Origin of the sequence: Streptomyces sp. NPDC052301, from assembly GCF_044593395.1 — a bacterium.
Classification (GTDB): domain Bacteria; phylum Actinomycetota; class Actinomycetes; order Streptomycetales; family Streptomycetaceae; genus Streptomyces.
Map to the genome: position 1 here is coordinate 41,052 of NZ_JBIUBE010000008.1, position 26,495 is coordinate 67,546.

A 26,495-nucleotide genomic window follows, 5' to 3' on the forward strand; every position below is an offset into this window, starting at 1 on the left:
TCGCCCGGGGTTTCCACATCGTTATCGGCGGCGGTTCACATCCGTCCCGCGGGTCACGTAAGTTCAGACCAAGGTTATTCGCGTCAGCAAAGCTGCGCGGGCGGCGCCGCGCAGTGGAGGGGGCTGCGCGGGGCCGTGAACCCGAACGGCGCCGGTCCGGCCCGTAGTGGAGCCGTCAAGTCCACCGTTCGCCGACGGGGTAGCCCGTCGGAGGGACTCGCGGACAAGTCAGCGAACTATCCCCACAATGGCGCAAACCCTGCGATTCCCTTCGCATCTGGCCGGTTTCGCCTGTGATTTCGCTGTGAATCGGCCAGGAAACCCCCCTGAATCGAGCATTCCGCGCCCACCGGGGTGTCGCCGGGTGACTTCGGAGAGTAGTTGTGCGGCGCCGATGCACCCACCATCCCTTACGAAGGGTTATGGTGGAAACCCCCCCTCGGGCCGGTCCGTCTCCCCCCCACGGACCGGCCCGTTTTTCGTTGCGGACTTCCGGAACCTCTCCAGGGGAGCCGACGTCCCGTCCAAGGGGCCCGTGCCGTGCCCAAGCCCCCGGCAGGGGTAGGCTCGGCGGCTCCGGCACCCCTATCCCGCGCCAACCCCCGGAGGGCCACGTGAACCTGCGCGACAAGCTGCGCAGCCTGCTCGTCAGGCTCTACGCACGCCGGGTGGAGGGTCACCTGGACCACGATCAGGTGCCCAAGCACATCGGCGTCATCATGGACGGCAACCGCCGCTGGGCGAAGGCGTCCGGCTCCACGACCGTCCACGGCCACCGGGCCGGTGCCGAGAAGATCGAGGAGTTCCTCGGCTGGTGCACCGAGACCGACGTCAAGGTCGTCACCCTGTGGCTGCTGTCCACGGACAACTTCGACCGCGCGCAGGACGAGCTCGTCCCCCTGCTCGGCATCATCGAGGACGTCGTCCGTACCCTCGCCGCCGACGGCCGCTGGCGGGTGCACCACGTCGGCACGCCCGACCTGCTGCCCTCGCCGATGCAGACCGCGCTGAAGGAGGCCGAGGAGGCCACCGCCCACATCGACGGAATACTCGTCAACGTGGCCATCGGCTACGGCGGCCGGCAGGAGATCGCCGACGCCGTGCGGTCCATGCTGATGGACGCCCACGACAAGGGCGTGTCCATGGAGGCCCTCGCCGACTCCGTCGACATCGACATGATCGGCCGTCACCTCTACACCGGCGCCCAGCCCGACCCGGACCTCGTCATCCGCACCAGCGGCGAGCAGCGGCTGTCCGGATTCATGCTCTGGCAGACCGCCCACTCGGAGTACTACTTCTGCGACGTGTTCTGGCCCGCCTTCCGCAAGGTGGACTTCCTGCGCGCCCTGCGCGACTACGCCGCACGTCACCGCCGCTACGGCGGCTGACCGCACACCGCACCGCCCCGTCGCCGCCCGGCGCCGGGGCGGTTGCCGTATACCCCGGTTCGGGTGGAAGTAACAAGGAGTTCACCGGCGCGCTGTTGGCTGCATTTGCATGGCGGCGCATGTTCGAGGGCATAAGCCAAGCAGGTCGACACCCGAACCACGGGTGTCGGATCTCAGCGGACGGCTCGGGGCCGTCCGCCCGGGAGGCCCTTTGCACCAGCCGGACCGTGCGGTCACTGCACGGAAACAGCCGCGGAGGGCCGGTTCTCGGCCCGCCATGCGCAGGGGCCGTCGACCGGTCCAGCTCCACTTCGTCGCTCCCCGACCTCATCCGAGGGGGTACGTCCTTCCGTGGTGACCAGCACAAAGCGCCACAAGCCAGACCGGCGCACCTATGTTCTCGACACCAGCGTCCTGCTGGCCGACCCGAACGCCCTGACCCGCTTCGACGAGCACGAGGTCGTGCTCCCCATCGTGGTGGTCACGGAGCTGGAGGCCAAGCGGCACCATCCGGAGCTCGGCTACTTCGCCCGCCAGGCGCTGCGCCTGCTGGACGACTACCGGGTGAAGCACGGTCGCCTCGACGCCCCCATCCCGATCGGGGAGCTGGGCGGGACCGTCCGTGTCGAGCTCAACCACTCGGACCCCAGCGTGCTGCCCACCGGCTACCGCCTGGGGGACAACGACTCCCGCATCCTCGCGGTGGCCCGCAATCTGCAGGCCGAGGGGTTCGACGTCACCGTCGTGTCGAAGGACCTGCCGCTGAGGATCAAGGCCTCGTCCGTGGGCCTGCTCGCCGAGGAGTACCGGGCCGAACTCGCCATCACGGAGAACTCGGGCTGGACGGGGATGAGCGAACTGACGCTCCCCGGCGAGCAGGTGGACGTCCTCTTCGAGGAGGGACACGTGTACGTGCCGGAGGCCTCCGGCCTCCCCGTGCACACCGGCCTGACCATCCAGTCCGAGCGCGGCAAGGCCCTCGGCCGGGTCACCGCCGAGGGCAACGTCCGCCTGGTCCGCGGCGACCGCGAGGCGTTCGGCATCAAGGGCCGCAGTGCCGAGCAGCGCATCGCGCTCGACCTGCTGCTCGACCCGGACGTCGGCATCGTCTCGATGGGCGGCCGGGCCGGCACCGGCAAGTCGGCGCTGGCGCTGTGCGCGGGCCTGGAGGCGGTCCTGGAGCGCCGTCAGCACGAGAAGGTGATGGTCTTCCGGCCGCTGTACGCGGTCGGCGGGCAGGAGTTGGGCTATCTGCCGGGTTCCGAGGCGGAGAAGATGAGCCCGTGGGCGCAGGCCGTCTTCGACACCCTCTCGGCGGTCACCAGCCGCGAGGTCATCGAGGAGGTCACCGCGCGCGGGATGCTGGAGGTGCTCCCGCTCACGCACATCCGCGGCCGTTCGCTGCACGACGCGTTCGTGATCGTGGACGAGGCGCAGTCGCTGGAACGGAACGTGCTGCTGACCGTGCTGTCCCGGATCGGCGCCAATTCGCGGGTCGTTCTGACCCATGACGTGGCACAGCGGGACAATCTGCGCGTCGGGCGCTACGACGGTGTGGTCGCCGTCGTGGAGAAGCTGAAGGGACACCCGCTCTTCGCCCATGTCACGCTGAACCGGTCCGAGAGGTCCCAGATCGCGGCCCTTGTGACCGAAATGCTCGAAGACGGCCATATCTGAGCCGTAACAACCCAGTTGGCGCCGTCCGGTAAAGGTCAGAAGCCTAGCCGGGCGGCGCCTTGGCGTGTGGAGCTTTCCGGAAATCCCCAGGGCGAAACGGGATGTGAGCTTTCACACGCAACTCAGAATTGCCACCCGGCGTCCGGTTACGGCAGAGTCTCAGTCCTGTCAGGCCCCGCATACGACACACCTGTACCCCCAGCGGTACAGCACCACAGAAGCACCATCAACTCCATAGAGTTCGTCGTATGCCGCCCGAGCACCACGTGGCGCTCCCTTCCGGGGAGTTGCCCACCGGGCCCGCGCCTCCCGTGACCCCGCAGTTGGGAGGCCAGTGTCAGGGGGCACGATTGCGTCCGCCAGGGTCACCGAAGCGGGCGATGCTGGAAGGAAACCGTGTGAGCCGGATTTCGGTCCGGGGATTCGCAGTGGCCTCGGCCACCGCGGTCACCGCCGTCGGAAGCGTCGTCGGAGTTGCCTCGGGCAGCGTCGCGCAGAACAACGACGCCGAGCCGACGGCCGCCGACACCACGCTCCTCGCGGACATACCCGCGGGTCAGCAGGCCCAGGTCCAGTCCGCGTCCCTGACGCAGCAGGCCGACGCACAGGCCATCGCCGCGGACGCGAGCGCCAAGAAGGACGCCGAAGCGGCGGCCCGTAAGGCGGCTGCCGAGTCCGCGATCGCGAAGAAGGCCGCTGCCGAGAAGGCGGCGAAGGAGGCCAAGGAGCGCGCCGAGGCGAAGACCGAGGCCGCGAGCCGCGACAGCGCCCGCGACTCCTCCAGCTTCCCGGTCCAGAGCAGCTACACCGTCGCGCAGATCCAGGCGATGGCGCGTCAGATGGTGGCCGGCGACCAGTTCCAGTGCTTCAGCAACATCGTGGACCACGAGTCCAGCTGGAACTACCACGCGGTCAACGCCTCCTCCGGTGCCTACGGTCTCTTCCAGGCCCTGCCCGCTGGCAAGTACGCCTCGGCAGGTGCCGACTGGCAGACCAACCCGGCGACCCAAATCAAGTGGGGCCTCAACTACATGAACAGCCGGTACGGCAGCCCCTGCCAGGCCTGGTCGTTCTGGTCGGCGAACCACTGGTACTAGTCCGGCCCGCTCCCGCTCAACCTTGCGCAGCCCCTCCCCGTCCTCAGGGGAGGGGCTTTCGCCCTGTACGGTCGTATGCGAACGACTCCAGGGGGGAGTGGTGGCGAGCGCCCGGGAACGCGGGGGAAGAGGACGGATGATGTCGCGAGTGCCAGGGTGGCTCGGCCGGCTCGGTGCCGGCCTGACCGAGATGGGCGAGCGGCTGGACGAGCGCCGCGCGGAGGTCGAGCAGGAGCACGACGGCCGCCCCGACGGCACCGGACCCGCACCGGCCGGCGCCGCCGCCCCGGCGAAGCCCGCTCCCCGGCCCGCGCCTCCGGCCGGTCCCCGCCCCGATCCCGCCGAGGCGGTGCCCTGGGGTGTCCGGGTCGCGGCCGAGGCCGGCTGGCGGCTGCTGATCCTCGCCGGCACCGTGTGGGTGCTGATGCGGGTCATCAGTGCCGTGCAGCTGGTGGTGTTCGCCTTCGTCATCGCCCTCTTGGTGACCGCGCTGCTGCAGCCGACGGTCGCCCGGCTCACCCGCCGCGGAGTGCCGCGCGGCCCGGCCACCGCGCTCACCGCCATCTCCGGCTTCGTCGTCATCGGGCTGATGGGCTGGTTCGTGACCTGGCAGGTCATGGAGAACATCGACACGCTCTCCACCCAGATCCAGTCCGGCATCGACGACTTGCGCGACTGGCTGCTGAAGAGTCCCTTCCACGTCACCGACAAGCAGATCAACCAGATCGCCAAGAACCTCCGCGAGGCGATCGGCGCCAACACCGACCAGATCACCTCCGCGGGCCTGGAGGGCGTTCAGGTCATCATCGAGGCGCTCACCGGCATCCTGCTGGTGTTCTTCTCGACGCTCTTCCTGCTCTACGACGGCAAGCGCATCTGGGAGTGGTTCCTGAAGCTGGTGCCCGCCGCCGCCCGCCCGGGCGTGGCCGGCGCCGGCCCGCGCGCCTGGCGCACCCTGACCGCCTATGTGCGCGGCACGGTCCTGGTCGCCCTGATCGACGCGATCTTCATCGGCATCGGCATCTACTTCCTGGACGTGCCGATGGCCGTCCCGCTGGCCGTCTTCATCTTCCTGTTCTCCTTCATCCCGCTCGTCGGCGCGGTCGCCTCCGGCGCGCTGGCGGTGATCGTGGCCCTGGTCACCCAGGGTGTCTTCACGGCTGTCATGACCCTGGTGGTGGTCCTCGCGGTCCAGCAGATCGAGGGTCATGTCCTGCAGCCGTTCATCCTCGGCCGCGCGGTCCGCGTCCACCCGCTGGCGGTCGTGCTGACCGTGGCGGCCGGCGGCATGGTGGCCGGCATCGGCGGCGCCGTGGTGGCCGTACCGCTGGTGGCGGTGACGAACACGGTCGTGGGCTATCTGCGGAAGTACTCGGAGGAGGTCCCCCGGCAGCGGGACGGTGCCGGCCCTCAGGACGACGTGACCGTGGCGGAGAACGCGGAAGACCCCGCCCACCAGGAGTGAGCGGGGTCTGACGAAGCGGGCCTCACTCGGCGAGAACCGCCTCGGCGTCCAGCGTGACGCCGACCGCCTGGATCACGGAGGCGATCTTGAACGCCTCCTGGACGGCCTCGCGCTCCACGCCGGCCTTGCGCAGCACCTGCTCGTGCGAGTCCAGGCACATGCCACAGCCGTTGATCGCGGAGACCGCGAACGACCACAGCTCGAAGTCGACCTTCTCCACGCCCGGGTTGCCGATGACGTTCATCCGCAGACCCGCGCGCAGGGTGCCGTACTCGTGGTCCGACAGCAGGTGGCGCGTCCGGTAGAAGACGTTGTTCATCGCCATGACGGCTGCTGCCGCCTTGGCGGCCTGGTACGCCTCCGGCGTCAGGTTCGCCTTCGCCTCCGGCTCCAGCTCACGCAGCACGATCGGGGAACGGGAGGCGATGGCGGTCGCCAGCACCGTGCCCCACAGCTGCTGCGCCGGGAGGTCGGAGTTGCCGATGACCGAGCCCAGGTTGAGCTTGAGGTCCTTGGCGTAGTCCGGGACGCGGGACTTCAGGGAGTCGAGCGACATGGGTCACTCACCAGCCAGCAGCGCGACCGGGTCCAGGGTGTCCTCGCCCTTGGTCCAGTTGCACGGGCACAGCTCGTCGGTCTGCAGGGCGTCCAGCACCCGCAGGACCTCCTTGGGGTTACGGCCCACGGAACCGGCGGTGACCATGGTGAACTGGATCTCGCGGTTCGGGTCGACGATGAAGACGGCGCGCTGCGCGAAGCCGTCCTCGCCCTCGATGCCGAGGTCGCGCATCAGCTCGTGCTTGGAGTCGGCAAGCATCGGGAACGGCAGGTCGGTCAGGTCCGGGTGGTCCTTGCGCCAGGCGTGGTGGACGAACTCGGAGTCACCGGAGAAGCCGAGGATCTGGGCGTCGCGGTCGGCGAACTCGTCGTTCAGCTTCCCGAACGCGGCGATCTCGGTCGGGCAGACGAAGGTGAAGTCCTTCGGCCATGCGAACACGACCAGCCACTTGCCCTCGTAGGACTTGTGGTGGATCTGCTCGAACTCCTTGCCCTTCTCCAGCGAGACGCAGGCGGTCAGTTCGAACTCGGGGAACTTGTCACCGACAGTGAGCACATGCTCTCCTTGCAGCGAGGAAAGACCCCTTTTGAGGATCTTTCCCATGGGTTGGACGTTGTCGATGTTGGCACAGGGTGGATTGATTAGGGAAATAGCTACACTCGGTCATGTTGATCGGAGGTGGCTATCAGTGACCATGAGTAACGGCAAGCAGAGGCAGCCGACCCTCGCCCAGCTGCGTGCCTTCGCGGCCGTCGCCGAGTACCTGCACTTCCGGGACGCGGCGGCGGCCATCGGGATGAGCCAGCCCGCCCTCTCGGGCGCGGTCTCGGCGCTGGAGGAGACCCTCGGCGTGACGCTCCTCGAGCGTACGACGCGCAAGGTGCTGCTCTCGTCCGCCGGTGAACGGCTCGCCGTACGGGCCAAGGCGGTGCTGGACGCGGTCGGGGCGCTGATGGAGGAGGCCGAGGCGGTCCGGGCGCCGTTCACGGGCGTGCTGCGCCTCGGGGTGATCCCGACCGTGGCGCCGTATCTGCTGCCGACCGTGCTGCGGCTGGTCCACGACCGCTACCCGTCCCTCGACCTCCAGGTGCACGAGGAGCAGACCGCCAGCCTCCTCGACGGCCTCAACTCCGGTCGCCTCGACCTGCTGTTGCTGGCGGTCCCGCTCGGCGTGCCCGGCGTCGTCGAACTCCCCCTGTTCGACGAGGACTTCATGCTCGTCACCCCGATCGACCACTGGCTCGGCGGCCGGGAGGGGATCCCCCGCGAGGCGCTGAAGGAGCTGAACCTGCTGCTCCTGGACGAGGGGCACTGCCTGCGCGACCAGGCCCTCGACATCTGCCGGGAGGCCGGCCGCGCGGACGCGCCGGTCACCACCACCGCCGCCGGCCTGTCCACGCTGGTCCAGCTGGTGGCGGGCGGCCTCGGCTGCACGCTGCTGCCGCGTACCGCGTTGAAGCTGGAGACGGCGCGCAGCAGCCAGCTCCTCACCGGCTCGTTCGCCGATCCGGCTCCGAGCCGGCGCGTCGCCCTCGCCATGCGGACGGGGGCGGCGCGCTCCGCGGAGTACGAGGAGCTGGCTGCTGCTCTGCGGGACGCCCTGCGGGTGCTGCCGGTGAGGGTTCTGGACTAGGAGCTCGCCTACTCGGTGCGCAATCCTTCCGGCCGTACCAGCCGCATCAGCGGCGGCAGGCTCAGCAGCGTCACCGCGAGGACCACCCCTGCCCCGGCGCCCGTCATCGCCAGCACGCCCGACCAGTCCACGGACACGGTCGTGCCCACCATCTTCAGCAGTACCGCGCCGAGCGTCAGCCCGACGGCCGAGGCGAGCAGCAGGCCCAGGGCGACCGGGATGGCCGTCTGCCACAGCACCGACACGCCGAGGGTGCGTCGCCGGGTGCCGAACGCGACCAGCGCCGACAGCAGTCGCTTGCGCTCGCGCAACTGCTCCAGCTGGGAGACCAGCAGGCTCAGGCCGATCAGCGCCAGCACACAGATGGCGCCGGCGAACGTCCCGGTGCGGATGGAGGTGAACTTGTTCGACTCCTCGGTGGCCGACCACAACATCGTGTCCGCCATCGGGTCGATCGCCGCCGCCGTGTTGCGGACGTACTCGCGCACGTCCGGGACCGACTCGTCGATCGACACGTACACCGACCCGCTGAACGCCACGGTGCGGCGACCGGGCGCGGCGGACGGGGTCAGCAGGAACCCGCCGATCTTGTTGCCGTCCGGGGAGGTGATGGCGCGGACGTGCTTCAGGCCGCCCGGTACGGTCCAGGTGATCTCCGGCCGCTGGTGGACGCCGAAGTTCATGTCGAGCCAGACCCGGCGGCCCGTCCTGGCCAGCTTCGCCGTGTCGGCGTCGGAGGTGCTGTCGGACCCGGTGGCCACGAAGACGTCGCCGTCGTGGCAGCTGGGCAGCCGGGCCAGCTCGCGCAGGGCCGCGCAGTCGCCGACCGTGACGCCGGTCGAGGCCGTGGGTCCCTTGCCGTGCCAGCTCCGGTCGCCGACGTCGGCGCTGCCCAGTGCGACGGCCTTGCTCACGCCCTCGGTGGCGGCGAACTTCTTGGCGGCCGTGGTGAAGTCGACCCCCCGTGACAGGTTGACCTGCATCTGCGCCCGAGTGGTGTCCTGTCCGGTGACCTTGGTGTAGCCGCCCTGGACGCCCGCGAACAGCATCTGTATCGCGATCGCCCCGGCCACCGCGACCGCGATGCCGTTCACCATGCGGGCCGCCGAGTCGCTCTTCAACTGCAGCCGTCGTACCGCCAGCTGCCAGGCCGCCCCGCCGGCGCCGAGCCGGGCCACCACCGCTTCGACGACCCACGGCAGCAGCACGGACACACCGAGGAGCAGCAGCAGGACGCCCCCGATCACCTGGTACTCGTTGAAGTAGCCGTTCTCCGAGCCCTTCCCGATCATCGGGGCGAGCAGCCCCAGACCGGCCAGCGGCAGCAGCAGCCGCCACCACAGCCGGCGGCGCCTGGCCTTGGCCGTGCGGACCACGCCCAGCGGCTCGATGACCACCCCGCGCAGCGCGAACAGGGTCACCAGCACCGCCGCCGCCGGAACGGCGATCGCGACCAGGACGACCAGGGTCGGCGAGGGGTTGAGGTAGCTGGGGAACACGCTGACGCCCATGATCTCGACCGAGCCCGCGAGCTGCCGGCCGAGCAGGAAGAAGACCGTGCCGAGGGCCAGTCCGACCAGGGACCCGGCCAGGGCCTCGCCCGCCGCGACGCGCCGGGTCATCCGGCTGTCGGCGCCCACCAGCCGCAGCGCGGCCAGCCTGCGGTCGCGCCGCTCCCCGCCGAACCGTACGGCGGCGGCGATGAACACGGCGACCGGCATCAGCAGCACCACGAAGACGACCAGCACCAGCAGCAGCAGGACCGGGTCCAGCCGTTTCGTCTCGGTCCGCTTCGGCGGGCCGAACGTGTCGATCCGGGCCGTCTGCCAGCCGTTGATCCGCGGGGCCAGGTTCTTCGCGCCGGCGTAGTAGGCGAGTTCGTGCGAGCCGATGAGGCCGCTCTCGCCGATCGTCCCGACGATCCGGTACGGCAGCCGCTCGCGCAGCAGCTTCCCGCTGTCGGAGGCGAGCAGGTGCTTCAGCGCGGGGGAGACGACCATGTCGCCCGGCGCCGGGTACGCCGACAGGCCCGGCGCGATCGGTGCCCGCGGTCCCTCGGGTTCCACCAGCCGGCCGCGCACGTCGCTGCCGCGGAACGTCGAGTTGGCGTCGGAGATCACCAGGGTGTCAGCGGCCTTGGGCCGGGACGGACCGTAGGTGTAGTCCAGGCGGGCCGCGTCGCGGTCGTGCCGTACCGCCATCGCGTTGGGGATCGCGGTCGTCAGCAGCAGCAGCGCCACGCCGAGGCCGACACCGACCGCCGTCAGCAGCACCCGGATCCAGCCCTCGCGCCCGCCGGTGAAGGCGAACCGGACCCCCATGCCCAGATCCCTGCACCACTGGCGGCTGTTCATATGGCGCGCTCCATGTCCCGGGACTTGCCGTCGCGTACGACGATCTCGCGGTCGGAGTAGGCGGCCACCCGGGCCTCGTGCGTGACGAGGACGACGGCTGCGTTGGTGGAGCGGGCCGCGTCGGTCAGCAGCTCCATCACGCGCTCCCCGTTGAGGGAGTCGAGCGCGCCGGTCGGCTCGTCGGCGAAGATCACCCGGGGCGTCGTGACCAGCGCCCGCGCCACCGCGACGCGCTGCCCCTGGCCGCCGGAGACCTCGCCGGGCCGCTTGTCCTTGAGATCGTCCACCTCCAGCCGCTCCATCCAGCCGAGCGCGGCCTTCTCGGCCTGCTTGCGGGAGGTGCCGTTCAGCCGCAGCGGCAGCGCCACGTTCTCCACACAGGTCAGCTCCGGGACGAGCTGGCCGAACTGGAAGACGAATCCGAACTCGCTGCGGCGCAGCGCGCTGCGTTCGGAGTCGGACATGCCGGCCAGTTCGCGGCCGTTGTAGAGGATGGAGCCCGAGTCGGGCGGCACGATGCCGGCGAGGCAGTGCAGCAGCGTCGACTTGCCGGAGCCGGAGGGGCCCATCACGGCGACGACCTCGCCGGGGTGGATGGAGAACTCGGCGCCGTCCAGCGCGAGCGTGGGGCCGTAGGCCTTGCGCAGGTCGTCGGCGACCAGCAGGGAACCGGCGGGATGGGTCATTTGGCCACCGCCTCACGAAGCTTGTCGAGGCGCGCCGCGGTCAGCTCCAGCCAGCGCAGGTCGGCCTCGAGATGGAACAGGGCGTGGTCGCAGATCAGCTGGTCCGCGAGGTCGCCCTTGCGCTTGCGGTCGGTCAGGATCCGCATGCTGCGCAGATGCTCGGCGCGCTGGGTGTCGAGGATGACGGCCGCGTCGCGGTGGGTGAGGAGAGCGAGGACGACCTTGGTGTAGAGGGTCGACTGGAGGTACTCCTCCGGCTTCTCCGGGGTCTCGAGCCAGCGCTCGACGTCGGTGACGCCCGCGTCGGTGATGGCGTACCGCTTGCGCTCGGGACCGCCGCCCGCCTCGATGCCGTCGACTTCCACGAGGCCGTGCTTCAGCAGCCGGGACATCGTGGAGTAGACCTGGCCGTAGTGCAGCGGCCGGTCGTGACCGAACTTCTCGTCGAAGGCGCGCTTCAGGTCGTAGCCGTGGCGCGGTCCCGACTCCAGGATCCCCAGAAGGGTGTGACCGATGGACATGCCCCGCACTCTACACACGGTGTATACGCGGGATGTATACGTGCCGTGTGCAGACCATGGCGGGGGGTGCACAGGCGCAGGTGGGGCCCGGTGGGGGCCCGATTGTCACGGTTACGAAACAGGCGGCCGGCCACGGCGCGGAAGCGGCCCGGTGTCTTTGGGCAGACGCCCCGCCTCGGCCAGTGCCTTCCGCAGCAGGAACTCGATCTGCGCGTTGGCGGACCGCAGCTCGTCACCGGCCCACCGGGCGAGCGCCTCGTACACCGACGGGTCCAGCCGCAGCAGCACCTGCTTGCGCTGCTGCGGCTGTCGCCGCTTCGGGGACTCCGAGGATTCCGTCACTGGTAGAGCGTCCCGGTGTTGAGGACCGGCTGCGGGGCCCGGTCGCCGCACAGCACCACCATCAGGTTGGAGACCATCGCCGCCTTGCGCTCCTCGTCCAGTTCCACGATGTCCGCCTCCGCGATCCGGCCGAGTGCCGCCTCGACCATGCCGACCGCGCCGTCCACGATCTGCCGCCGGGCGGCCACGACGGCGCCCGCCTGCTGCCGCTGGAGCATCGCCGAGGCGATCTCGGGAGCGTACGCGAGATGGGTGAAGCGCGACTCGATGATGTGCACTCCGGCCGCCTCCACCCGTGCCTGCAGCTCGACGGCGAGCTTCTCGGTGATCTCCTCGGCGTTGCCGCGCAGCGACAGGCCGTCCTCGTCATGGGCGTCGTAGGGGTACTCGATCGCGATGTGCCGCACGGCCGTCTCGGTCTGCGTGGCGACGAACTCGGCGAAGTCGTCCACCTCGAACGTGGCCTGCGCGGTGTCCTGGACCTTCCAGACCACGACCGCGGCCAGCTCGATCGGGTTGCCGTAGGCGTCGTTGACCTTCAGGACGGCGGTCTCGTGGTTGCGCACCCGGGTGGAGATCCGGGTCCGTGAGGTGAAGGGGTTCACCCAGCGCAGACCGTCCTGCCGGATCGTGCCCCGGTAGCGCCCGAAGAGCTGGACCACGCGGGCCTCGCCCGGCGCGACCGTGTTCAGGCCGCGCATGGCGATGACGGCGGCCAGGAAGACGACGACCCCGGCGATGATCAGCCCGCCCTTGGCGCCGGCGGCGGAGACCGCCGAGGCGCCCGCGAAGAGGGCGACGGCGACGGCGAGCCCGAGCAGCCCCAGCAGCAGGGCGAGCCCGCCGCCGATGCTGTGCGCATTGAACTCCCGCACCCGCGGCGCGGGCAGCTCGGGTACGTCGGCGGTGGCGGCCGGGTCGGATGCGGACATGGCGGATCCCCGTTTCTCGTGCGGCCCGCCTCGGCGGGCCTAGCTTCCTTCTAGCTAAGTGATATCACTTTTATGGCCGGAGGCAACCCCATGGCCTCCAGATCCGTCGGTTCCCTGTGGGGCGGGTGCTGATTGTCACGTCCGTAAAAGAGCGGATCGGACGCCCTTTGTCATATAGACGGGTGTTAGCTTTCGGAGCTGACCCCGAGACGGAAGCGGAGCACAGGGACTCATGGGACGAGCGGAAGAGAGACGAGCGCGACAGCGCGGTGGCCGCCGCGCGGCGCCCAAGCGCCCCCGCTCCTCGACACCCGCGGCAGGCGTGGCCGGCACCGGACCCGCATCCGGCGGCAAGCCGGCCAAGAGCTTCATACGCCGGCTCTTCACCTGGAAGAAGATCCTCGGCACGTTCTTCGGCCTGTGCCTGCTGGTGATCGCGGCCTTCATCGGGCTGTACATGTACGTGGACATACCGGCGGGCAACGCCGACGCCCAGTTGCAGAGCAACATCTACAAGTACAGCGACGGCACGATGCTCACCCGCACCGGCCAGCTCAACCGTGAGAGCGTCGACCTCTCCGACGTCCCCAAGGACGTCCAGCACACCTTCGTCGCGGCCGAGAACAAGTCCTTCTACCACGACGCCGGCGTCGACCTGAAGGGCACCGCCCGCGGTGTGCTCAACACCGTCATGGGGCGCGGCACGCAGGGCGGTTCGACGATCACCCAGCAGTACGTCAAGAACTACTACCTGGACCAGAACCAGACCGTCTCGCGCAAGCTGAAGGAACTGGTCATCTCGCTGAAGCTGGACCGCCAGAAGTCCAAGGAGTACATCCTGGCGGGCTACATCAACACCAGCTACTACGGCCGCGGCGCCTACGGCATCCAGGCCGCGGCACAGGCGTACTACCACAAGGACGCCAAGAAGCTCTCGGTCCAGGAGGGCGCCTACCTCGCCGCGCTGCTCCAGGCGCCGAACCAGTACGACTGGAACCAGGCGACCGACACGGGCAAGAAGCTCGCGGTGGCCCGCTGGAACTACGTCCTGGACAACATGGTCAAGCAGCACTGGCTGGACGCGGGCAAGCGCCAGGGCCTGACCTTCCCGAAGCCGAAGGAGCCCAAGGCGGCGCCCGGCATGAAGGGGCAGACCGGCTACCTGGTGGACGCGGCCAACACGGCGCTGGAGAAGCGGCTGGTCGCCCAGGGCAGCGCCGCCACCCTCGGGGACGCCGAGGCGCTGGTGCGCAAGGGCGGCTGGACCATCACGCTCAACATCGAGAAGAAGAAGCAGCACCGGCTGGAGCAGGCCGTCAAGGAAGAGCTGACCAGCAAGCTCGATGCGAAGAAGCGCCCGGTCGACGGCGACGTCCAGCCCGGTGCCGTGTCCGTCGACCCGAAGACGGGCAAGGTCGTGGCCATGTACGGCGGCACGGACTACTTCAAGCACTTCTACAACAACGCGACCCGCCGCGACTACCAGCCGGCGTCGACCTTCAAGCCGGTCATCCTGGCCGCCGCGATCCAGGAGGCCGCGACCACCCAGGACGGCAAGGCGATCTCGGCCGACACGGTCTACGACGGCACCAGCGGCCGCCAGGTCCTGGACCACGGCACCCGGGTCGGCTTCGGCCCGCCGAACGAGGACCACCGCGACTACGGCCCCATCACCGTCCAGCAGGCCATGAACAACTCCGTCAACTCCGTCTTCGCGCAGATGGGCATGGACGTGGGCATGGACAAGGTGATGAGCACGGCCAAGGACCTCGGCATGGACACCGAGGGCATGGAGCCCGTGCCCGCCCAGACCCTGGGCTCGATGGGCGCCAGCCCGCTGGAGATGGCCGGGATCTACGCCACCTTCGCCAACCACGGCACCAAGGTGACCCCGACGATCGTCAAGTCGGCCGAGAACAAGAGCCACCCCGACATCGAGTTCCCCGACCCGATCGGCGGCCCGGTGATCAGCCGGACCACAGCCGACACGGTGACCTCGGTGCTCACCGGCGTGGTCGACGACGGTACGGCTAAGACGAACGTGGCGAAGAACCCGCTGCGCACCGGCCAGCAGGTGGCCGGCAAGACCGGTACCTCCGACGAGGACAGGTCCGCCTGGTTCACCGGCTACACCCCCGACCTCGTCACCTCCGTCGGCCTGTTCGGCGAGAACAAGAACCACCGGCACGTGTCCCTGACCGGCGCGACCGGATTGATCCCGCCCCGCATCAACGGCGGTGGCTACCCGGCGCAGATCTGGGCCGACTACACCTTCGGCGTGACGGACGGGGCTGCCCGGTTCGACCTGAACACGGACCAGGGCGCGGCCGTCGAGCCGAGCACGACCCCGACCCCCAGCCGGACCCCGTCCCAGACGCCGTCGCAGACGCCGTCCAGCTCGGCGCCGACGTCCGAGTCGCCGTCGCAGACGCCGTCCCGGACGCCGTCGCAGACCCCGTCCCAGACACCCAGCCAGACCCCGAGCCAGAGCCCGACGACCAAGGAGCCGACGGGCGGGGAGAGCTCACCCGAGGATCCGCTCGACCTCGGCGACCAGTAGGAGACACACGTGAGGGGCGCCCGGTGCTCACCGGGCGCCCCTCACGCATGTGCCGGGCCCTCAGCCGCGGTTCAGCTCGAACCAGACCACCTTGCCGGTGCTCAGCCGGGTCGCACCCCAGCGCCGGGCCAGCTTGTTGACCAGGTACAGACCGCGCCCGCCCTCGTCCGTGGCCCGGGCCTGCCGCAGCCGCGGAAGCTGCGGCACGTCGTCGCCGACCTCGCAGCGCAGCACGTTCGTGCGCAGCAGCCTCAGCGTCACCGGCCGGGAGGCGTACCGCACGGCGTTCGTCACGACCTCGCTGACCAGCAGCTCCACCGAGTCGGTCAGCTCCTCCAGGTCCCAGCGGGCGAGGGCACGCCGGGCCAGCCTGCGTGCCTGGCCCGGAGCGGAGTCCTCCGGGGACAGCGTCCAGTACGCCACGTCGCTCGGCGCGATCCCGTCGAAGCGGGCCGCGAGCAGCGCGATGTCGTCGTCCCGGTCGCCCGGGCCGAGCATGTCCAGCACCTCGTCGCACAGCGCCTCGAGCGGCGGCGGATGGTCGGGGCCGGTCAACTGCGCGGTCGCGGCGAGCCGTTCGCGCAGCTGCTCTATCCCGGTCCACACGTCCCGCAGCCGGGACTCCACCAGGCCGTCGGTGTAGAGCAGCAGCGTCGCCCCGGCGGGTGCGTCCAGCTCGACCGCCTCGAAGTCGACCCCGCCGACCCCGATCGGCGCGCCCGGCGGCACCCGCAGCACCTCGGCCCGGCCGCCCAGGTGCAGCAGCACGGGCGGCGGATGGCCGGCGTTGGCGATGGTGATGCGGTGCGTGACCGGGTCGTAGACGGCGTACAGGCAGGTCGCCATGCGGTCGGTGCCGAGCCGCTGCGCCTGCTCGTCCAGGTGGTGCAGGACCTCCTGCGGCGGCAGATCGAGCCCGGCCAGGGTCTGCGCGGTCGTCCGCAGCTGGCCCATGATCGCCGCCGACGTCATGGAGTGCCCCATGACGTCACCGACCACCAGCGCGACCCGGCTGCCCGGCAGCGGGATCGCGTCGTACCAGTCGCCGCCCACCCGCGCGGTCTCCGCGGCCGGCAGATACCGCGAGGCCAGCCGCACGCCGGTCGGGCGGGGCAGGGTCTCGGGCAGCATGGTGCGCTGCAGCTCGTCGGCGATGTAGGCCTCCCGGCCGTACAGCACCGCCTTGTCGATGCCGAGCGCGCTGTGCGTGGCCAGCTGGGCGGCGACCAGCAGGTCGTCCGCCTCGAACGCGAGCCGCTCCGGGCGGCGCAGGAACAGCGCCGCGCCGATCACCCGGCGCCGGCCGCGCAGCGGCGCGAGGATCGCGTGCTGCCCGGACGGCACGACCGCCTCGCTGCCCTCGCCGAGCAGCTCGGGCAGCGCGGCCCGGGCGGCGGGCGCGTCGGCGAACACCGGCCGCACCCCGCGCAGCACCTCGTTCAGCGCGCCGCCGGGGCGCACCTCGCACAGCTCGGTCGTCAGCGACGACAGGTCCGCCAGCGCGGTCGGCTCCGGATCCGGGTCGAAGGCCGGCGGCAGCGGCACACCGTCGGTGTCCCGCTCCTGAGGGATCCGGTCGGTACGGCGCAGCCGCAGCACCACCGGACCGGTGGGCCGCTCGTCGCCGACCGGCAGCGGGTCGCGCAGATAGACCAGGATCGCGTCCGAGAAGGTCGGCACGGTGGCCCGGCACAGCCCCATCACGATCTCGTCCAGATCGAGACCGCGGGCGATCCGCCGGGTGGCCGCGCCGACGAACCTGAGCCGGTCGCCGTCGCGCCGCATCGGCATCGGCCGGCCCGGCGGCAGCCCGCGCCCGGTACGGCGCTCCGGGCCGCCCGGCGTCCGGTCGGACTCGGCGGCGGGCTGCGGCGGGATGCCTTCCGGTGCGGGACGCGGGCGGTGCGTGCCGGGCTCGGTGGTGGCGGGCTGGGAGTGCTCGGGGCCGTTGACTGGGGGCTCCTTCCCCTTGCCGACTGGGGACTCCTTCCCCGTGCCGTCCTTTCCCTGGCCGCAGGGCGTGGCCGTGCCCGGCCCCGAGGGCGCGCCGTCGGCCCGGGCCTGCACCGGTAAGGCGGGGGTGCCGGGCGGCTTCTGGGTACGCAGGAGCGCCCCGCGGGCCTCCGCGGGGTCGGCGCCCTGGGGGCGCTCGAAGGAGGTGGGCTGCTCCGTCACGCGTGTCGCATCCATCCGTCCGGGGCCATGGGCCTGCCGCGCAGTTGGTCCCGCAGAAATCCCGATACCCGCAATACGTGCCCCAGGAACGGAATTCCCGCGTGGTCAGAGGTTGTTCCTGTGTCACCGTCGGTGCCTGCACGGCCGGCGGTGGTGGTGCCCTGGTGCGCCTCGCTCACGTGCTGCCGCCCCTCGGTGACGATCGATCAGGCCGGGTGCATGCTCCGGTAGTTGCTGTGATGCGCCCTTGCGGAGGACGATCCTACGTTTCTTGCCGGGGGGCGCATCAAGGGTCTCATGAGGACACGTGCGCGGGCGTACGGTCCCAGTCCTCGGGGAGTGACGGTACCTCCCAGGAGGGATCCGGGCGCCAGTGCTGCCAGCCGTCCGGGAACGGCGGTCCCCAGGCGCGGATCACCTCGACCGCGTCCCGCCCGGCCGCCCGCACCCGCTCGGCGGTCTCCTCGTCCATCAGCCCGTCCCGCTGGGCCTGGGCGAACTCGTCCTCGTCGCGCCAGTGCCAACTGCGATCCGGGTGCACGGAGATGTCCAGGAAGTAGTCCTCGGAGTCCACCCCGCCCGCCCAACGTGCCAGCGGCTGCTCAAGATTGACGTACCAGTTCTTGAAGCGCCAGCCCGGCTCCCAGAAAAGCCACACCGACCAGGGCCGGCCCGGCTGGGCCAGCTTCAGCACGCCCGTCCCGAACCACCGGTCCCGCTGCACCGTGCGCGGCTTGGTGTAGCGGGACTCCAGCGGTTCCACGTGCACGGGCGTGCCGTCGGCCAGGACCGGCTTGACGCACTCGGTGCCGGGCGCGAGCCACACCGCGAGCAGCTCCGCGTCGTCGCGCACGACGGTGACGGGTCGGGCGATGTGGACGTGCTCACCGGCGTTCTCCCGGTAACGCCACAGGATCTGGGTCCCGGGGGTCCAGTACGCCGCAGGGGTGGCTGCCATCCGTCTCATCGCTCCGTCGTCCGTCATGCACAGATATTAGGTGCCGTAGGCATACGACGCTGCGGTGCGCATCACGGTTCTGTGGCCGTGGCCGGAAAGGAACGCTCGCGGTTACGGGTGCGTCATCCGCAGGACGTCCAGCGCCTCGTCCAGCTGCTCCCGCGTCAGATCGCCGCGCTCCACGTACCCGCCCTCCAGGACCACGTCACGGATGGTCCTCCGCTCGGCGAGCGACTTCTTGACGACCTTCGCGGCCTCCTCGTAGCCGATGTACTTGTTGAGCGGGGTGACCACGGACGGGGACGACTCGGCGTACTCGCGGGTGCGTTCACGGTCGGCGGTGATGCCGTCGACCGTCCGGTCGGCCAGCAGCCGCGAGACGTTGGCGAGCAGCCGGACGGACTCCAGGACGTTCTTGGCGATGACCGGCAGCATCACGTTCAGCTCGAAGTTCCCGGCGGCACCGGCGGTGGCGATGGTGGTGTCGTTGCCGATGACCTGGGCGGCGACCATCAGTACGGCCTCCGGTACCACGGGGTTGACCTTCCCCGGCATGATCGAGGACCCCGGCTGCAGATCCGGGAGCCGGATCTCGGCGAGCCCGGTCCGCGGCCCGGACGACATCCAGCGCAGATCGTTCGCGATCTTCGTCAGTCCGACCGCGATGGTCCTGAGCTGCCCGCTCGTCTCCACGATCCCGTCCCGGGCGCCCTGCGCCTCGAAGTGGTCGCGGGCCTCGGTGAGGGGCAGCCCGGTGGCCCGGGCGACCTCCTTGATCACGGCGGCGGAGAAGCCGGGCGGGGTGTTGATCCCGGTGCCCACCGCGGTGCCGCCCAGCGGCAACTCGGCCAGGCGCGGCAGGGAGGCCTTCAGCCGCTCGACGCCGTACCGCACCTGGGCCGCGTACCCGCCGAACTCCTGCCCCAGTGTCACCGGCGTCGCGTCCATGAGATGGGTCCGCCCGGACTTCACGACGTCGGCGAACTCCTCGCTCTTGCGGGCGAGGGAGGCGGCCAGATGCTCCAGGGCCGGGACGAGGTCGTGCGTGACGGCGGCGGTGGCGGCGATGTGGATCGACGACGGGAACACGTCGTTGGACGACTGCGAGGCGTTGACGTGGTCGTTGGGGTGCACGTCCCGCCCGAGCCGCTCGGTGGCGAGGGTGGCGATGACCTCGTTGGTGTTCATGTTGGAGGAGGTCCCGGAGCCCGTCTGGAACACGTCGACGGGGAAGTGCTCGTCCCACGCGCCCTCGGCGACCTCCCCGGCCGCCTCCTGGATCGCCTTCGCCACGTCCTGGTCCAGCACACCCAGCTCGGCGTTCACCTTCGCCGCCGCCGCCTTGATCCGGGCCAGCGCCTCGATGTGCGCCCGCTCGATCCGCCGGCCGGAGACGGGGAAGTTCTCGACGGCACGCTGCGTCTGGGCCCGCCACTTGGCGTCCGCCGGGACGCGGACCTCGCCCATGGAGTCGTGCTCGATGCGGTATTCGCTCATGCCGGGTACAGCGGTCGGAGGGGCATGGTTGTTCCGGGGCTGGGCCGGCCGGGTGGCCACGGCGGTGCCAGACTGGGCCGATGGATCATGTGGAGATCGCGGGGGACCTGGTCCGTGACCGTTTCCCGAGGGCCCGTGCCGCCTTCCTGGCCGGCAGCGTCCTGACCGAGCGCCGTACGCCCGCTTCCGACCTGGACATCGTGGTCCTGCTGGCCGGGCCGCCCGCTCCGTTCCGGGAGAGCCTGGTGCACCGGGGCTGGCCGGTGGAGCTGTTCGTCCAGACGGAGGCCGACTGGCGGGGCTTCGCGGAACGGGAGACGGCCGAGCGCGCGTCCCCGCTGCTCGCCATGTGCGCGGACGGCCTGCTGCTGGCCGACGCGGACGGGCTCGGGGCCGCGCTGCAGACCGAGGCCCGCGAACGGCTGGGCGCCGGGCCGCCTCCGGTGCCGGCCACGGAGCTGGAGGACCGGCGGTACGCGCTCACCGACACCCTGGACGACCTGCGGGGCTGCACCGACCCGCTGGAGCGCACGTATCTGGTGGCCGAGCTGCTGCGGCGCGCCTCGGAACTGGCGCTGCTCGCGGGCGGGCACTGGCTGGGCGGCGGCAAGTGGCTCTCCCGGCGCCTCGCCGCTGCCGACCCCGCGCTGCACGACCGGCTGACGACGGGCGCGGCAGCGGCGATCACCGGCACGCCCGAGGGCCTGGACGCCTTCACGGCAGCGGTGCACGAGGCCCTGTCCCGGGCCGGCGGACCCCTGTGGGCCGGGTACAGGCGCGGCTGAGGACGTGGACGTGCAGGAGCCCCCGGTCCACGGCCGGGGGTTCACCGCGGTTCCACGGGGGCTCGGCCGAGACCCGGAACACGCACCGGGACCGACGTGAACGTCGGCACCATCCAGTCCGTCCGGCGTTCGAGGACCAGGCCGTCGTGCCGCACTGCGGACCCGGGGCTCAGCCCCGGGTCCGGTCCCGCCGCACCCCGGGTACTAGGCCAGCCCGGGCCCGCGCACCGGGATCGACGTGAACGTCGGCTGCGGGGCCGGGTCTTGGAAGAAGTCGTTGCCCTTGTCGTCCACGACGATGAACGCGGGGAAGTCCTCGACCTCGATCTTCCAGACCGCCTCCATGCCCAGCTCCTCGTACTCCAGGACCTCGACCTTCTTGATGCAGTCCTGGGCGAGGCGGGCGGCGGGGCCGCCGATGGAGCCGAGGTAGAAGCCGCCGTGGGCGTCGCACGCGTCCGTGACCTGCTTGCTGCGGTTGCCCTTGGCGAGCATCACCTTGGAGCCGCCCGCCGCCTGGAACTGCTCCACGTAGGAGTCCATGCGGCCGGCCGTCGTCGGGCCGAAGGAACCGGAGGCGTAACCCTCGGGGGTCTTCGCCGGGCCGGCGTAGTACACGGGGTGGTCCTTCAGGTACTGCGGCATCTCCTCGCCCGCGTCCAGCCGCTCCTTGATCTTGGCGTGCGCGATGTCGCGGGCCACGACCAGGGGGCCGGTCAGGGAGAGGCGGGTCTTGACCGGGTACTTGGTCAGCTCGGCGAGGATCGTGTCCATCGGCTGGTTGAGGTCGATCCTGACCACGTCCGAGGACTCGTCCAGGCCCGCGGCGGAGCCGCTGTCCAGCTCGGCGTCCGTCGTCTCCGGCAGGAAGCGCGCCGGGTCGGTCTCCAGCTGCTCCAGGAAGACGCCCTCGGCGGTGATCTTCGCGACGGCCTGGCGGTCGGCCGAGCAGGAGACGGCGATGGCGACCGGGCAGGACGCGCCGTGCCGGGGGAGACGGACCACGCGCACGTCGTGGCAGAAGTACTTGCCGCCGAACTGCGCGCCGATGCCGATCTTCTGCGTCAGCTCGAAGACCTTCTGCTCCAGGTCCTTGTCCCGGAAGCCGTGCCCGAGCTCCGAGCCCTCGGCCGGGATCTCGTCCAGGTAGTGCGCGGAGGCGTACTTCGCGGTCTTCAGCGCGTACTCGGCGCTCGTACCGCCGACCACGATCGCCAGGTGGTACGGCGGGCAGGCGGCCGTACCCAGCGAACGGATCTTCTCCTCCAGGAACTTCATCATGGAGGCCTCGTTCAGGACGGCCTTCGTCTCCTGGTACAGGAAGGACTTGTTGGCGCTGCCGCCGCCCTTCGCCATGAACAGGAACTTGTAGGCGCCGCCGTCCGTCGCGTACAGCTCGATCTGCGCCGGGAGGTTGGAGCCGGTGTTCTTCTCCTCCCACATGGTGAGGGGAGCCATCTGCGAGTAGCGCAGGTTCAGCTTCGTGTAGGCGTCGTAGATGCCGCGGCTCAGCGCCTCCTCGTCGCGGCCCTCCGTCAGCACGTTCTGCCCGCGCTTGCCCATGACGATCGCCGTGCCGGTGTCCTGGCACATCGGCAGCACGCCGGCCGCCGCGATGTTCGCGTTCTTCAGCAGGTCCAGCGCGACGAACTTGTCGTTGCTCGACGCCTCGGGGTCGTCGATGATGCGGCGCAGCTGGGCGAGGTGGGCCGGGCGCAGGTAGTGCTGGATGTCGTGGATGGCCTCCTCGGCCAGCTTGCGCAGCGCCTCCGGCTCCACCGTGAGGAACGTCCGCCCGTCGGGCCCCTCGACCGTGGAGACGCCCTCGGACGTCACCAGCCGGTACGGGGTGGTGTCCTCTCCCTGGGGGAGCAGATCGGTGTACGCGAACTCAGGCATCTCAGCCCATTCCTCACTCTGACGGACGGTCGCCCGTCGACGTCGGCGGGCTCCACCAGCCTAGAACCTGCCGCCGACACGGAACCTGTGAGGTAAGGCTCAGTTCGACACGCCCGGGTTCCGCACCACCCCTAGTCGCGATCTATCGCGTTTCGGTACTCTGCTGTCGTGGACCTTCAGAAGCCCGCCCGAACCCAGGACGCCGCGCCGCGCGTCTCCGCCCTGCGTGCCTCGGACGCCGACCGCGACCGGGTCGCCGACATCCTGCGCGAGGCCCTCGCCGAGGGCCGGCTGACCGCCGAGGAGCACGCCGAGCGCGTCGAGGGGGTGCTGCACGCCAAAACGGTGGGCGAGCTGGAGGTCTTCATCCAGGACCTGCCCGCCGCCCATCAGCGTCCGGCCGCCGCCTACGCGCCGGCCCCGCCCCGTCCGACGCCCGGCGCGGTCCCGGCCGAGGCCGACGCCAACGTGGTCGCCGTCTTCAGCAGCGCCGTACGCCGGGGCCGTTGGCGCGCCGGCCGCCGGCTGCACGCGTACTCGATCTTCGGCAGCGTCGAGATCGACCTCAGCGAGGCGATCTTCGAGTACCAGCAGGTCGTCATCAAGGCCGTCTCGGTCTTCGGAGACATCCAGATCCGCGTCCCGGAGAACGTGTCCCTGCGCGGCACCGGGGGCGGCGTCCTCGGCAACTTCGAGGTGGACACGCTGGACTCGGTCGAGGGCGACGCGCCGGTCGTCTACGTCGACGGCTGGGCCGTACTCGGCAACGTGGAGGCGCGTCCGAGGCGCGGCAAGCGCGTGGCGGACATCCTGGACCGCGTGCAGGGCAAGATCGACCGGAAACTGGAGCGGGTCCAGGACAAGGTCGACAGGAAGCTGCGCAAACACCTGGACCGTTGACGGTCGCGAATCCGCCGGTACCGGAGGGGGCCGGTCCTGCGGCGACAGAGGTGCGGGGGGCGTGAACGAGCCGCCACGCGCCTGCGGTTGGGAACGCTGTGCATAGGCGCGCGCACAGCGGGTAGGCCTTGCGTCATCGTCTCTCGCTCGCGAAGCCGTCGTCAGGAGTAGACCGTGCTGCAACCGCCGCATTCGTCCCTGCAGGTAGCTGCCGTTCCGGCCCCGCGGGTGCCGGCGCGAGACAGGGACCAAGACGCTCCCTGGCACACCGAGGCGGTGTGCCGGCGCGACGAGGCCGGTCTGTTCTTCGCTCCGTCGAAGGAACCGACGGCGGCGCGCCTGAGCCGCGAGGAGGCGGCCAAGCGCGTCTGCGCCCGCTGCCCGGTCATGGTCGAGTGCCGCGAGCACGCACTCCTCCAGCCCGAGCCCTACGGCGTCTGGGGCGGCCTCACGGCGGCCGAACGCCGGGTGGTCCTGGCGAGGCGCCGCAGGCGGGAGGTCGAACTGAAGAAGGCGACGAGGGCGACGGCCAACCGCATAGCCGGATAGGCGAAGGAAGGGCGCCCCCTCCGCACCGGGGGCGCTTTCTCACTTCAGGGGCGCGGGGGCCCTTGTCCCGCGGGCGCGGGGTCCACCGGGCGGCTGCTCACTTGGCCCGGTCGAAATCGACCGCGCTGTACGCCCGCAGCTTCCTCAGCCGGTGCTCGGAGTCGATCTTGCGTACCGTCCCCGACTTCGACCGCATCACGATCGACTCGGTCAGCGCGGTCTCCGACCGGTACCGCACACCCCGCAGCAGCTCACCGTCGGTGATACCGGTGGCGACGAAGAACACGTTCTCGCCGGAGACCAGGTCGTCGGTCGTCAGCACGCGGTCCAGATCGTGCCCGGCGTCGATGGCCCGCGCACGCTCCTCCTCGTCCTTGGGCCACAGCTTGCCCTGGATCGTCCCACCCAGGCACTTCACGGCACAGGCCGAGATGATGCCCTCGGGCGTACCGCCGATGCCGAGCAGCAGGTCGACACCCGTGCCCTCGCGCAGTGCGTACACCGAGCCGGCGACATCGCCGTCGGAGATCAGCTTGATGCGCGCGCCGGCCTCCCGGACCTCCCTGATCAGGCCCTCGTGCCGCGGCCGGTCGAGGATGACGACGGTGACGTCCTCCGGCGTGGCCTTCTTCGCCTTGGCGATCCGCTTGATGTTCACGGCCACGGGCGCGTCGATGTCGACGAAGTCGGCGGCCTCGGGGCCGGTGACCAGCTTGTCCATGTAGAACACGGCGGACGGGTCGAACATGGCGCCGCGCTCGGCGGCGGCGAGCACGGCGATGGCGTTCGGCATGCCCTTGGCCGTGAGCGTGGTGCCGTCGATCGGGTCGACCGCGATGTCGACCTCGGGGCCGGTGCCGTCGCCCACGTGCTCCCCGTTGAAGAGCATCGGGGCCTCGTCCTTCTCGCCCTCGCCGATGACGACGACGCCGTTCATCGAGACGGTGGAGACGAGGGTCCGCATGGCGCGCACGGCGGCGCCGTCGGCGCCGTTCTTGTCGCCGCGCCCCACCCAGCGGCCCGCGGCCATGGCGGCGGCTTCGGTCACCCGGACGAGTTCCAGGGCGAGGTTGCGGTCGGGAGCCTCGGAGGGAACATCGAGCTCGGACGGCAGGTGATGATTTTCGGTCATCGGAGCGCACCTTTCTGATACGACGACGGCCGGATGAGGGTGTTGCCCTTGACTCTATCGTTGAGCAGACAAAATGAGCAGGGGACCCCACGGATGAGCGCTTGGGGCACCTGCGACGATAGAGGGCGTGGCAGGTTCGAACGGCAAGCAGAAGACGGTCCGGGACATGGTTCTCTCCCTGGCCCTGATCGGCATCGCGGCGGTGGCCGTCTGGCTCTTCGGCATCCCGCACGACGATCACGCTCCCGACATCAAGCGGGTCGACTACCAGGTCGACCTGCTCACGGCCCGTCGCGCGGCGAGCTACCCGGTGGCCGCCCCCGAGGGCCTGCCGAGCACCTGGAAGGCGACCTCCGTGCGCTTCCAGGGCGAGGAGTCCGACCGCTGGCACCTGGGCTTCCAGACGCCGGACGGCCAGTACGTGCAGCTCGAGCAGTCCGCGCAGAAGCGCTCCGCCTTCATCGACACCGCCAGCCAGGGCGCGTCGGCGACGAAGCGGACCGAGCGGATCGGCGGCCGCACCTGGACCCGCTACACCGGCGGCCGGTACGACGCCCTCGTGCTTCAGGACACGCCCGGCTCCACGACGGTGGTGGCCGGCACCGCGTCCTTCGGCGAGCTGACGAAGATGGCGGCGGCGCTGAGGACGAAGTGACCCACGCACATGGCTGAGGCCCCCGGCATCGCCGGGGGCCTCAGTCATGTGCGGCTGCTCAGACGGTCGTGACGACGTCCTCGTAGGCCAGGCGCGGCGAGCGCGGGAACCAGGCGTCCTCACCCGGCTTGCCGATGTTGACGACCATCAGCGGGGTGTGGTCGTCGTCGAGGAACTCCTTGCGGACGCCCTCGAAGTCCAGGCCGGTCATCGGGCCGGCGGCGAGGCCCGCGGCGCGGACGCCGATGATGAAGTAGGCGGCCTGCAGGGTGGCGTTCAGCGCGGCGGCGCCCTCACGGGCCGGACGCTCGCTGAAGAACACGTCCTTGGCCTGCGGGAAGTGCGGGAAGAGGGCCGGCAGCTCCTCGTGGAACTCGTTGTCCGCGGAGAGGATCGCGACCAGCGGGGCGGCGGCCGTCTTCGGCTGGTTGCCCTCGGCCATGTGCTGCACCAGGCGCTCGCGGGCCTCGGGGGAGCGGACCAGGGTGATGCGCAGCGGCGACTGGTTGAAGGCGGTGGGGCCGTACTTGACCAGGTCGTAGATCGCCTGGACCTGCTCCTCGGTCACCGGCTCGTCGCTGAAGGTGTTCGCGGTGCGGGCCTCGCGGAACAGCAGGTCCTGGGCGGCGGGGTCAAGAACGAGAGACATGCGTTGACTTCCTAAGCGGTGTCGCGATCCGACGTACCGGACCGTGGTCCGGATCGGCTGACGGGACGACACTACGCCAGTG

23 protein-coding genes are annotated in these 26,495 nt (G+C 70.6%); 10 read left to right on the forward strand and 13 right to left on the reverse strand.

Annotation, left to right across the window (positions count from 1 at the left end):
- Positions 1-614 precede the first annotated feature (614 nt).
- The 4 genes from ACIHEJ_RS23010 to ACIHEJ_RS23025 all read left to right on the forward strand — a co-directional run bounded on the left by ACIHEJ_RS23010 (position 615) and on the right by ACIHEJ_RS23025 (position 5,627).
- A complete protein-coding gene (locus ACIHEJ_RS23010; RefSeq protein ID WP_400138352.1) occupies positions 615-1,388 on the forward strand; it encodes an isoprenyl transferase in 774 nt (257 codons plus the stop codon).
- A gap of 351 nt (positions 1,389-1,739) precedes the next feature.
- Complete coding sequence (locus ACIHEJ_RS23015; RefSeq protein ID WP_400138353.1) at positions 1,740-3,065, forward strand: PhoH family protein; 1,326 nt, start codon at positions 1,740-1,742, stop codon at positions 3,063-3,065.
- 398 nt (positions 3,066-3,463) lie between these two features.
- Complete coding sequence (locus tag ACIHEJ_RS23020; RefSeq protein ID WP_400138354.1) at positions 3,464-4,162, forward strand: transglycosylase SLT domain-containing protein; 699 nt, start codon at positions 3,464-3,466, stop codon at positions 4,160-4,162.
- Between the two features lie 139 nt (positions 4,163-4,301).
- On the forward strand, positions 4,302-5,627 hold the full coding sequence (locus ACIHEJ_RS23025; protein WP_400138355.1) for an AI-2E family transporter: 1,326 nt from the start codon (positions 4,302-4,304) through the stop codon (positions 5,625-5,627).
- A 22-nt stretch (positions 5,628-5,649) separates the two neighbouring features.
- On the opposite strand, the gene ACIHEJ_RS23030 is transcribed toward ACIHEJ_RS23025, so the two are convergent.
- Positions 5,650-6,183: an alkyl hydroperoxide reductase gene (locus ACIHEJ_RS23030; RefSeq protein ID WP_400138356.1), complete on the reverse strand. Its 534-nt coding sequence runs from the start codon at positions 6,181-6,183 to the stop codon at positions 5,650-5,652.
- Between the two features lie 3 nt (positions 6,184-6,186).
- Complete coding sequence (locus ACIHEJ_RS23035) at positions 6,187-6,741, reverse strand: peroxiredoxin (RefSeq protein ID WP_400138357.1); 555 nt, start codon at positions 6,739-6,741, stop codon at positions 6,187-6,189.
- 139 nt (positions 6,742-6,880) lie between these two features.
- Here ACIHEJ_RS23035 and ACIHEJ_RS23040 point away from each other — a divergent pair, with 139 nt between their 5' ends.
- Entirely contained in the window at positions 6,881-7,819 is a 939-nt protein-coding gene (locus ACIHEJ_RS23040; protein ID WP_400138865.1) for a LysR substrate-binding domain-containing protein, read from the forward strand.
- A gap of 8 nt (positions 7,820-7,827) precedes the next feature.
- Here ACIHEJ_RS23040 and ACIHEJ_RS23045 read toward each other — a convergent pair whose 3' ends face one another.
- The 5 genes from ACIHEJ_RS23045 to ACIHEJ_RS23065 form a co-directional block, all read right to left on the reverse strand.
- Positions 7,828-10,173, reverse strand: coding sequence for an ABC transporter permease (locus tag ACIHEJ_RS23045; RefSeq protein ID WP_400138358.1), 2,346 nt, complete (start codon positions 10,171-10,173; stop codon positions 7,828-7,830).
- Entirely contained in the window at positions 10,170-10,859 is a 690-nt protein-coding gene (locus ACIHEJ_RS23050) for an ABC transporter ATP-binding protein (RefSeq protein WP_400138359.1), read from the reverse strand. The genes ACIHEJ_RS23045 and ACIHEJ_RS23050 overlap by 4 nt, the downstream gene beginning before the upstream one ends.
- Positions 10,856-11,380: a PadR family transcriptional regulator gene (locus ACIHEJ_RS23055; RefSeq protein WP_400138360.1), complete on the reverse strand. Its 525-nt coding sequence runs from the start codon at positions 11,378-11,380 to the stop codon at positions 10,856-10,858. The genes ACIHEJ_RS23050 and ACIHEJ_RS23055 overlap by 4 nt, the downstream gene beginning before the upstream one ends.
- 111 nt (positions 11,381-11,491) lie before the next feature.
- A complete protein-coding gene (locus ACIHEJ_RS23060) occupies positions 11,492-11,722 on the reverse strand; it encodes a hypothetical protein (RefSeq protein WP_400138361.1) in 231 nt (76 codons plus the stop codon).
- The gene (locus ACIHEJ_RS23065) at positions 11,719-12,654 is read right to left on the reverse strand and encodes an SPFH domain-containing protein (RefSeq protein WP_400138362.1); all 936 of its coding nucleotides are present in this window, start codon (positions 12,652-12,654) and stop codon (positions 11,719-11,721) included. The genes ACIHEJ_RS23060 and ACIHEJ_RS23065 overlap by 4 nt, the downstream gene beginning before the upstream one ends.
- A 232-nt stretch (positions 12,655-12,886) precedes the next feature.
- On the opposite strand from ACIHEJ_RS23065, the gene ACIHEJ_RS23070 reads away from it, so the two are divergent.
- Complete coding sequence (locus ACIHEJ_RS23070) at positions 12,887-15,214, forward strand: transglycosylase domain-containing protein (RefSeq protein ID WP_400138363.1); 2,328 nt, start codon at positions 12,887-12,889, stop codon at positions 15,212-15,214.
- Between the two features lie 60 nt (positions 15,215-15,274).
- Here ACIHEJ_RS23070 and ACIHEJ_RS23075 read toward each other — a convergent pair whose 3' ends face one another.
- From ACIHEJ_RS23075 to ACIHEJ_RS23085, 3 genes are all read right to left on the reverse strand, one after another.
- Positions 15,275-17,389 (reverse strand): SpoIIE family protein phosphatase, encoded by a 2,115-nt coding sequence (locus ACIHEJ_RS23075; RefSeq protein WP_400138364.1) that lies wholly within the window; start codon positions 17,387-17,389, stop codon positions 15,275-15,277.
- Positions 17,390-17,684: 295 nt separating this feature from the next.
- Complete coding sequence (locus tag ACIHEJ_RS23080; protein ID WP_400138365.1) at positions 17,685-18,374, reverse strand: DUF402 domain-containing protein; 690 nt, start codon at positions 18,372-18,374, stop codon at positions 17,685-17,687.
- Between the two features lie 84 nt (positions 18,375-18,458).
- Positions 18,459-19,844, reverse strand: a complete 1,386-nt coding sequence (locus ACIHEJ_RS23085) for a class II fumarate hydratase (protein ID WP_400138366.1) — start codon at positions 19,842-19,844, stop codon at positions 18,459-18,461.
- An 80-nt stretch (positions 19,845-19,924) separates the two neighbouring features.
- Here ACIHEJ_RS23085 and ACIHEJ_RS23090 point away from each other — a divergent pair, with 80 nt between their 5' ends.
- On the forward strand, positions 19,925-20,629 hold the full coding sequence (locus ACIHEJ_RS23090; protein ID WP_400138367.1) for a nucleotidyltransferase domain-containing protein: 705 nt from the start codon (positions 19,925-19,927) through the stop codon (positions 20,627-20,629).
- Between the two features lie 204 nt (positions 20,630-20,833).
- On the opposite strand, the gene ACIHEJ_RS23095 is transcribed toward ACIHEJ_RS23090, so the two are convergent.
- Positions 20,834-22,528, reverse strand: coding sequence for a fumarate hydratase (locus ACIHEJ_RS23095; RefSeq protein WP_400138368.1), 1,695 nt, complete (start codon positions 22,526-22,528; stop codon positions 20,834-20,836).
- Positions 22,529-22,696: 168 nt separating this feature from the next.
- On the opposite strand from ACIHEJ_RS23095, the gene ACIHEJ_RS23100 reads away from it, so the two are divergent.
- The gene (locus tag ACIHEJ_RS23100; RefSeq protein WP_400138369.1) at positions 22,697-23,428 is read left to right on the forward strand and encodes a DUF1707 domain-containing protein; all 732 of its coding nucleotides are present in this window, start codon (positions 22,697-22,699) and stop codon (positions 23,426-23,428) included.
- Between the two features lie 174 nt (positions 23,429-23,602).
- Positions 23,603-23,977 carry a WhiB family transcriptional regulator gene (locus ACIHEJ_RS23105; protein ID WP_400138370.1) on the forward strand — a complete coding sequence of 125 codons (375 nt, stop codon included), beginning with the start codon at positions 23,603-23,605 and terminating at the stop codon, positions 23,975-23,977.
- A gap of 97 nt (positions 23,978-24,074) precedes the next feature.
- Here the strand turns inward: ACIHEJ_RS23105 and glpX are convergent, their stop codons facing one another.
- Complete coding sequence (gene glpX, locus ACIHEJ_RS23110) at positions 24,075-25,109, reverse strand: class II fructose-bisphosphatase (RefSeq protein WP_400138371.1); 1,035 nt, start codon at positions 25,107-25,109, stop codon at positions 24,075-24,077.
- Positions 25,110-25,236: 127 nt separating this feature from the next.
- On the opposite strand from glpX, the gene ACIHEJ_RS23115 reads away from it, so the two are divergent.
- A complete protein-coding gene (locus tag ACIHEJ_RS23115; RefSeq protein ID WP_400138372.1) occupies positions 25,237-25,764 on the forward strand; it encodes a DUF4245 domain-containing protein in 528 nt (175 codons plus the stop codon).
- Positions 25,765-25,822: 58 nt separating this feature from the next.
- On the opposite strand, the gene ACIHEJ_RS23120 is transcribed toward ACIHEJ_RS23115, so the two are convergent.
- The gene (locus ACIHEJ_RS23120) at positions 25,823-26,413 is read right to left on the reverse strand and encodes a malonic semialdehyde reductase (RefSeq protein ID WP_400138373.1); all 591 of its coding nucleotides are present in this window, start codon (positions 26,411-26,413) and stop codon (positions 25,823-25,825) included.
- Positions 26,414-26,495 lie beyond the last annotated feature (82 nt).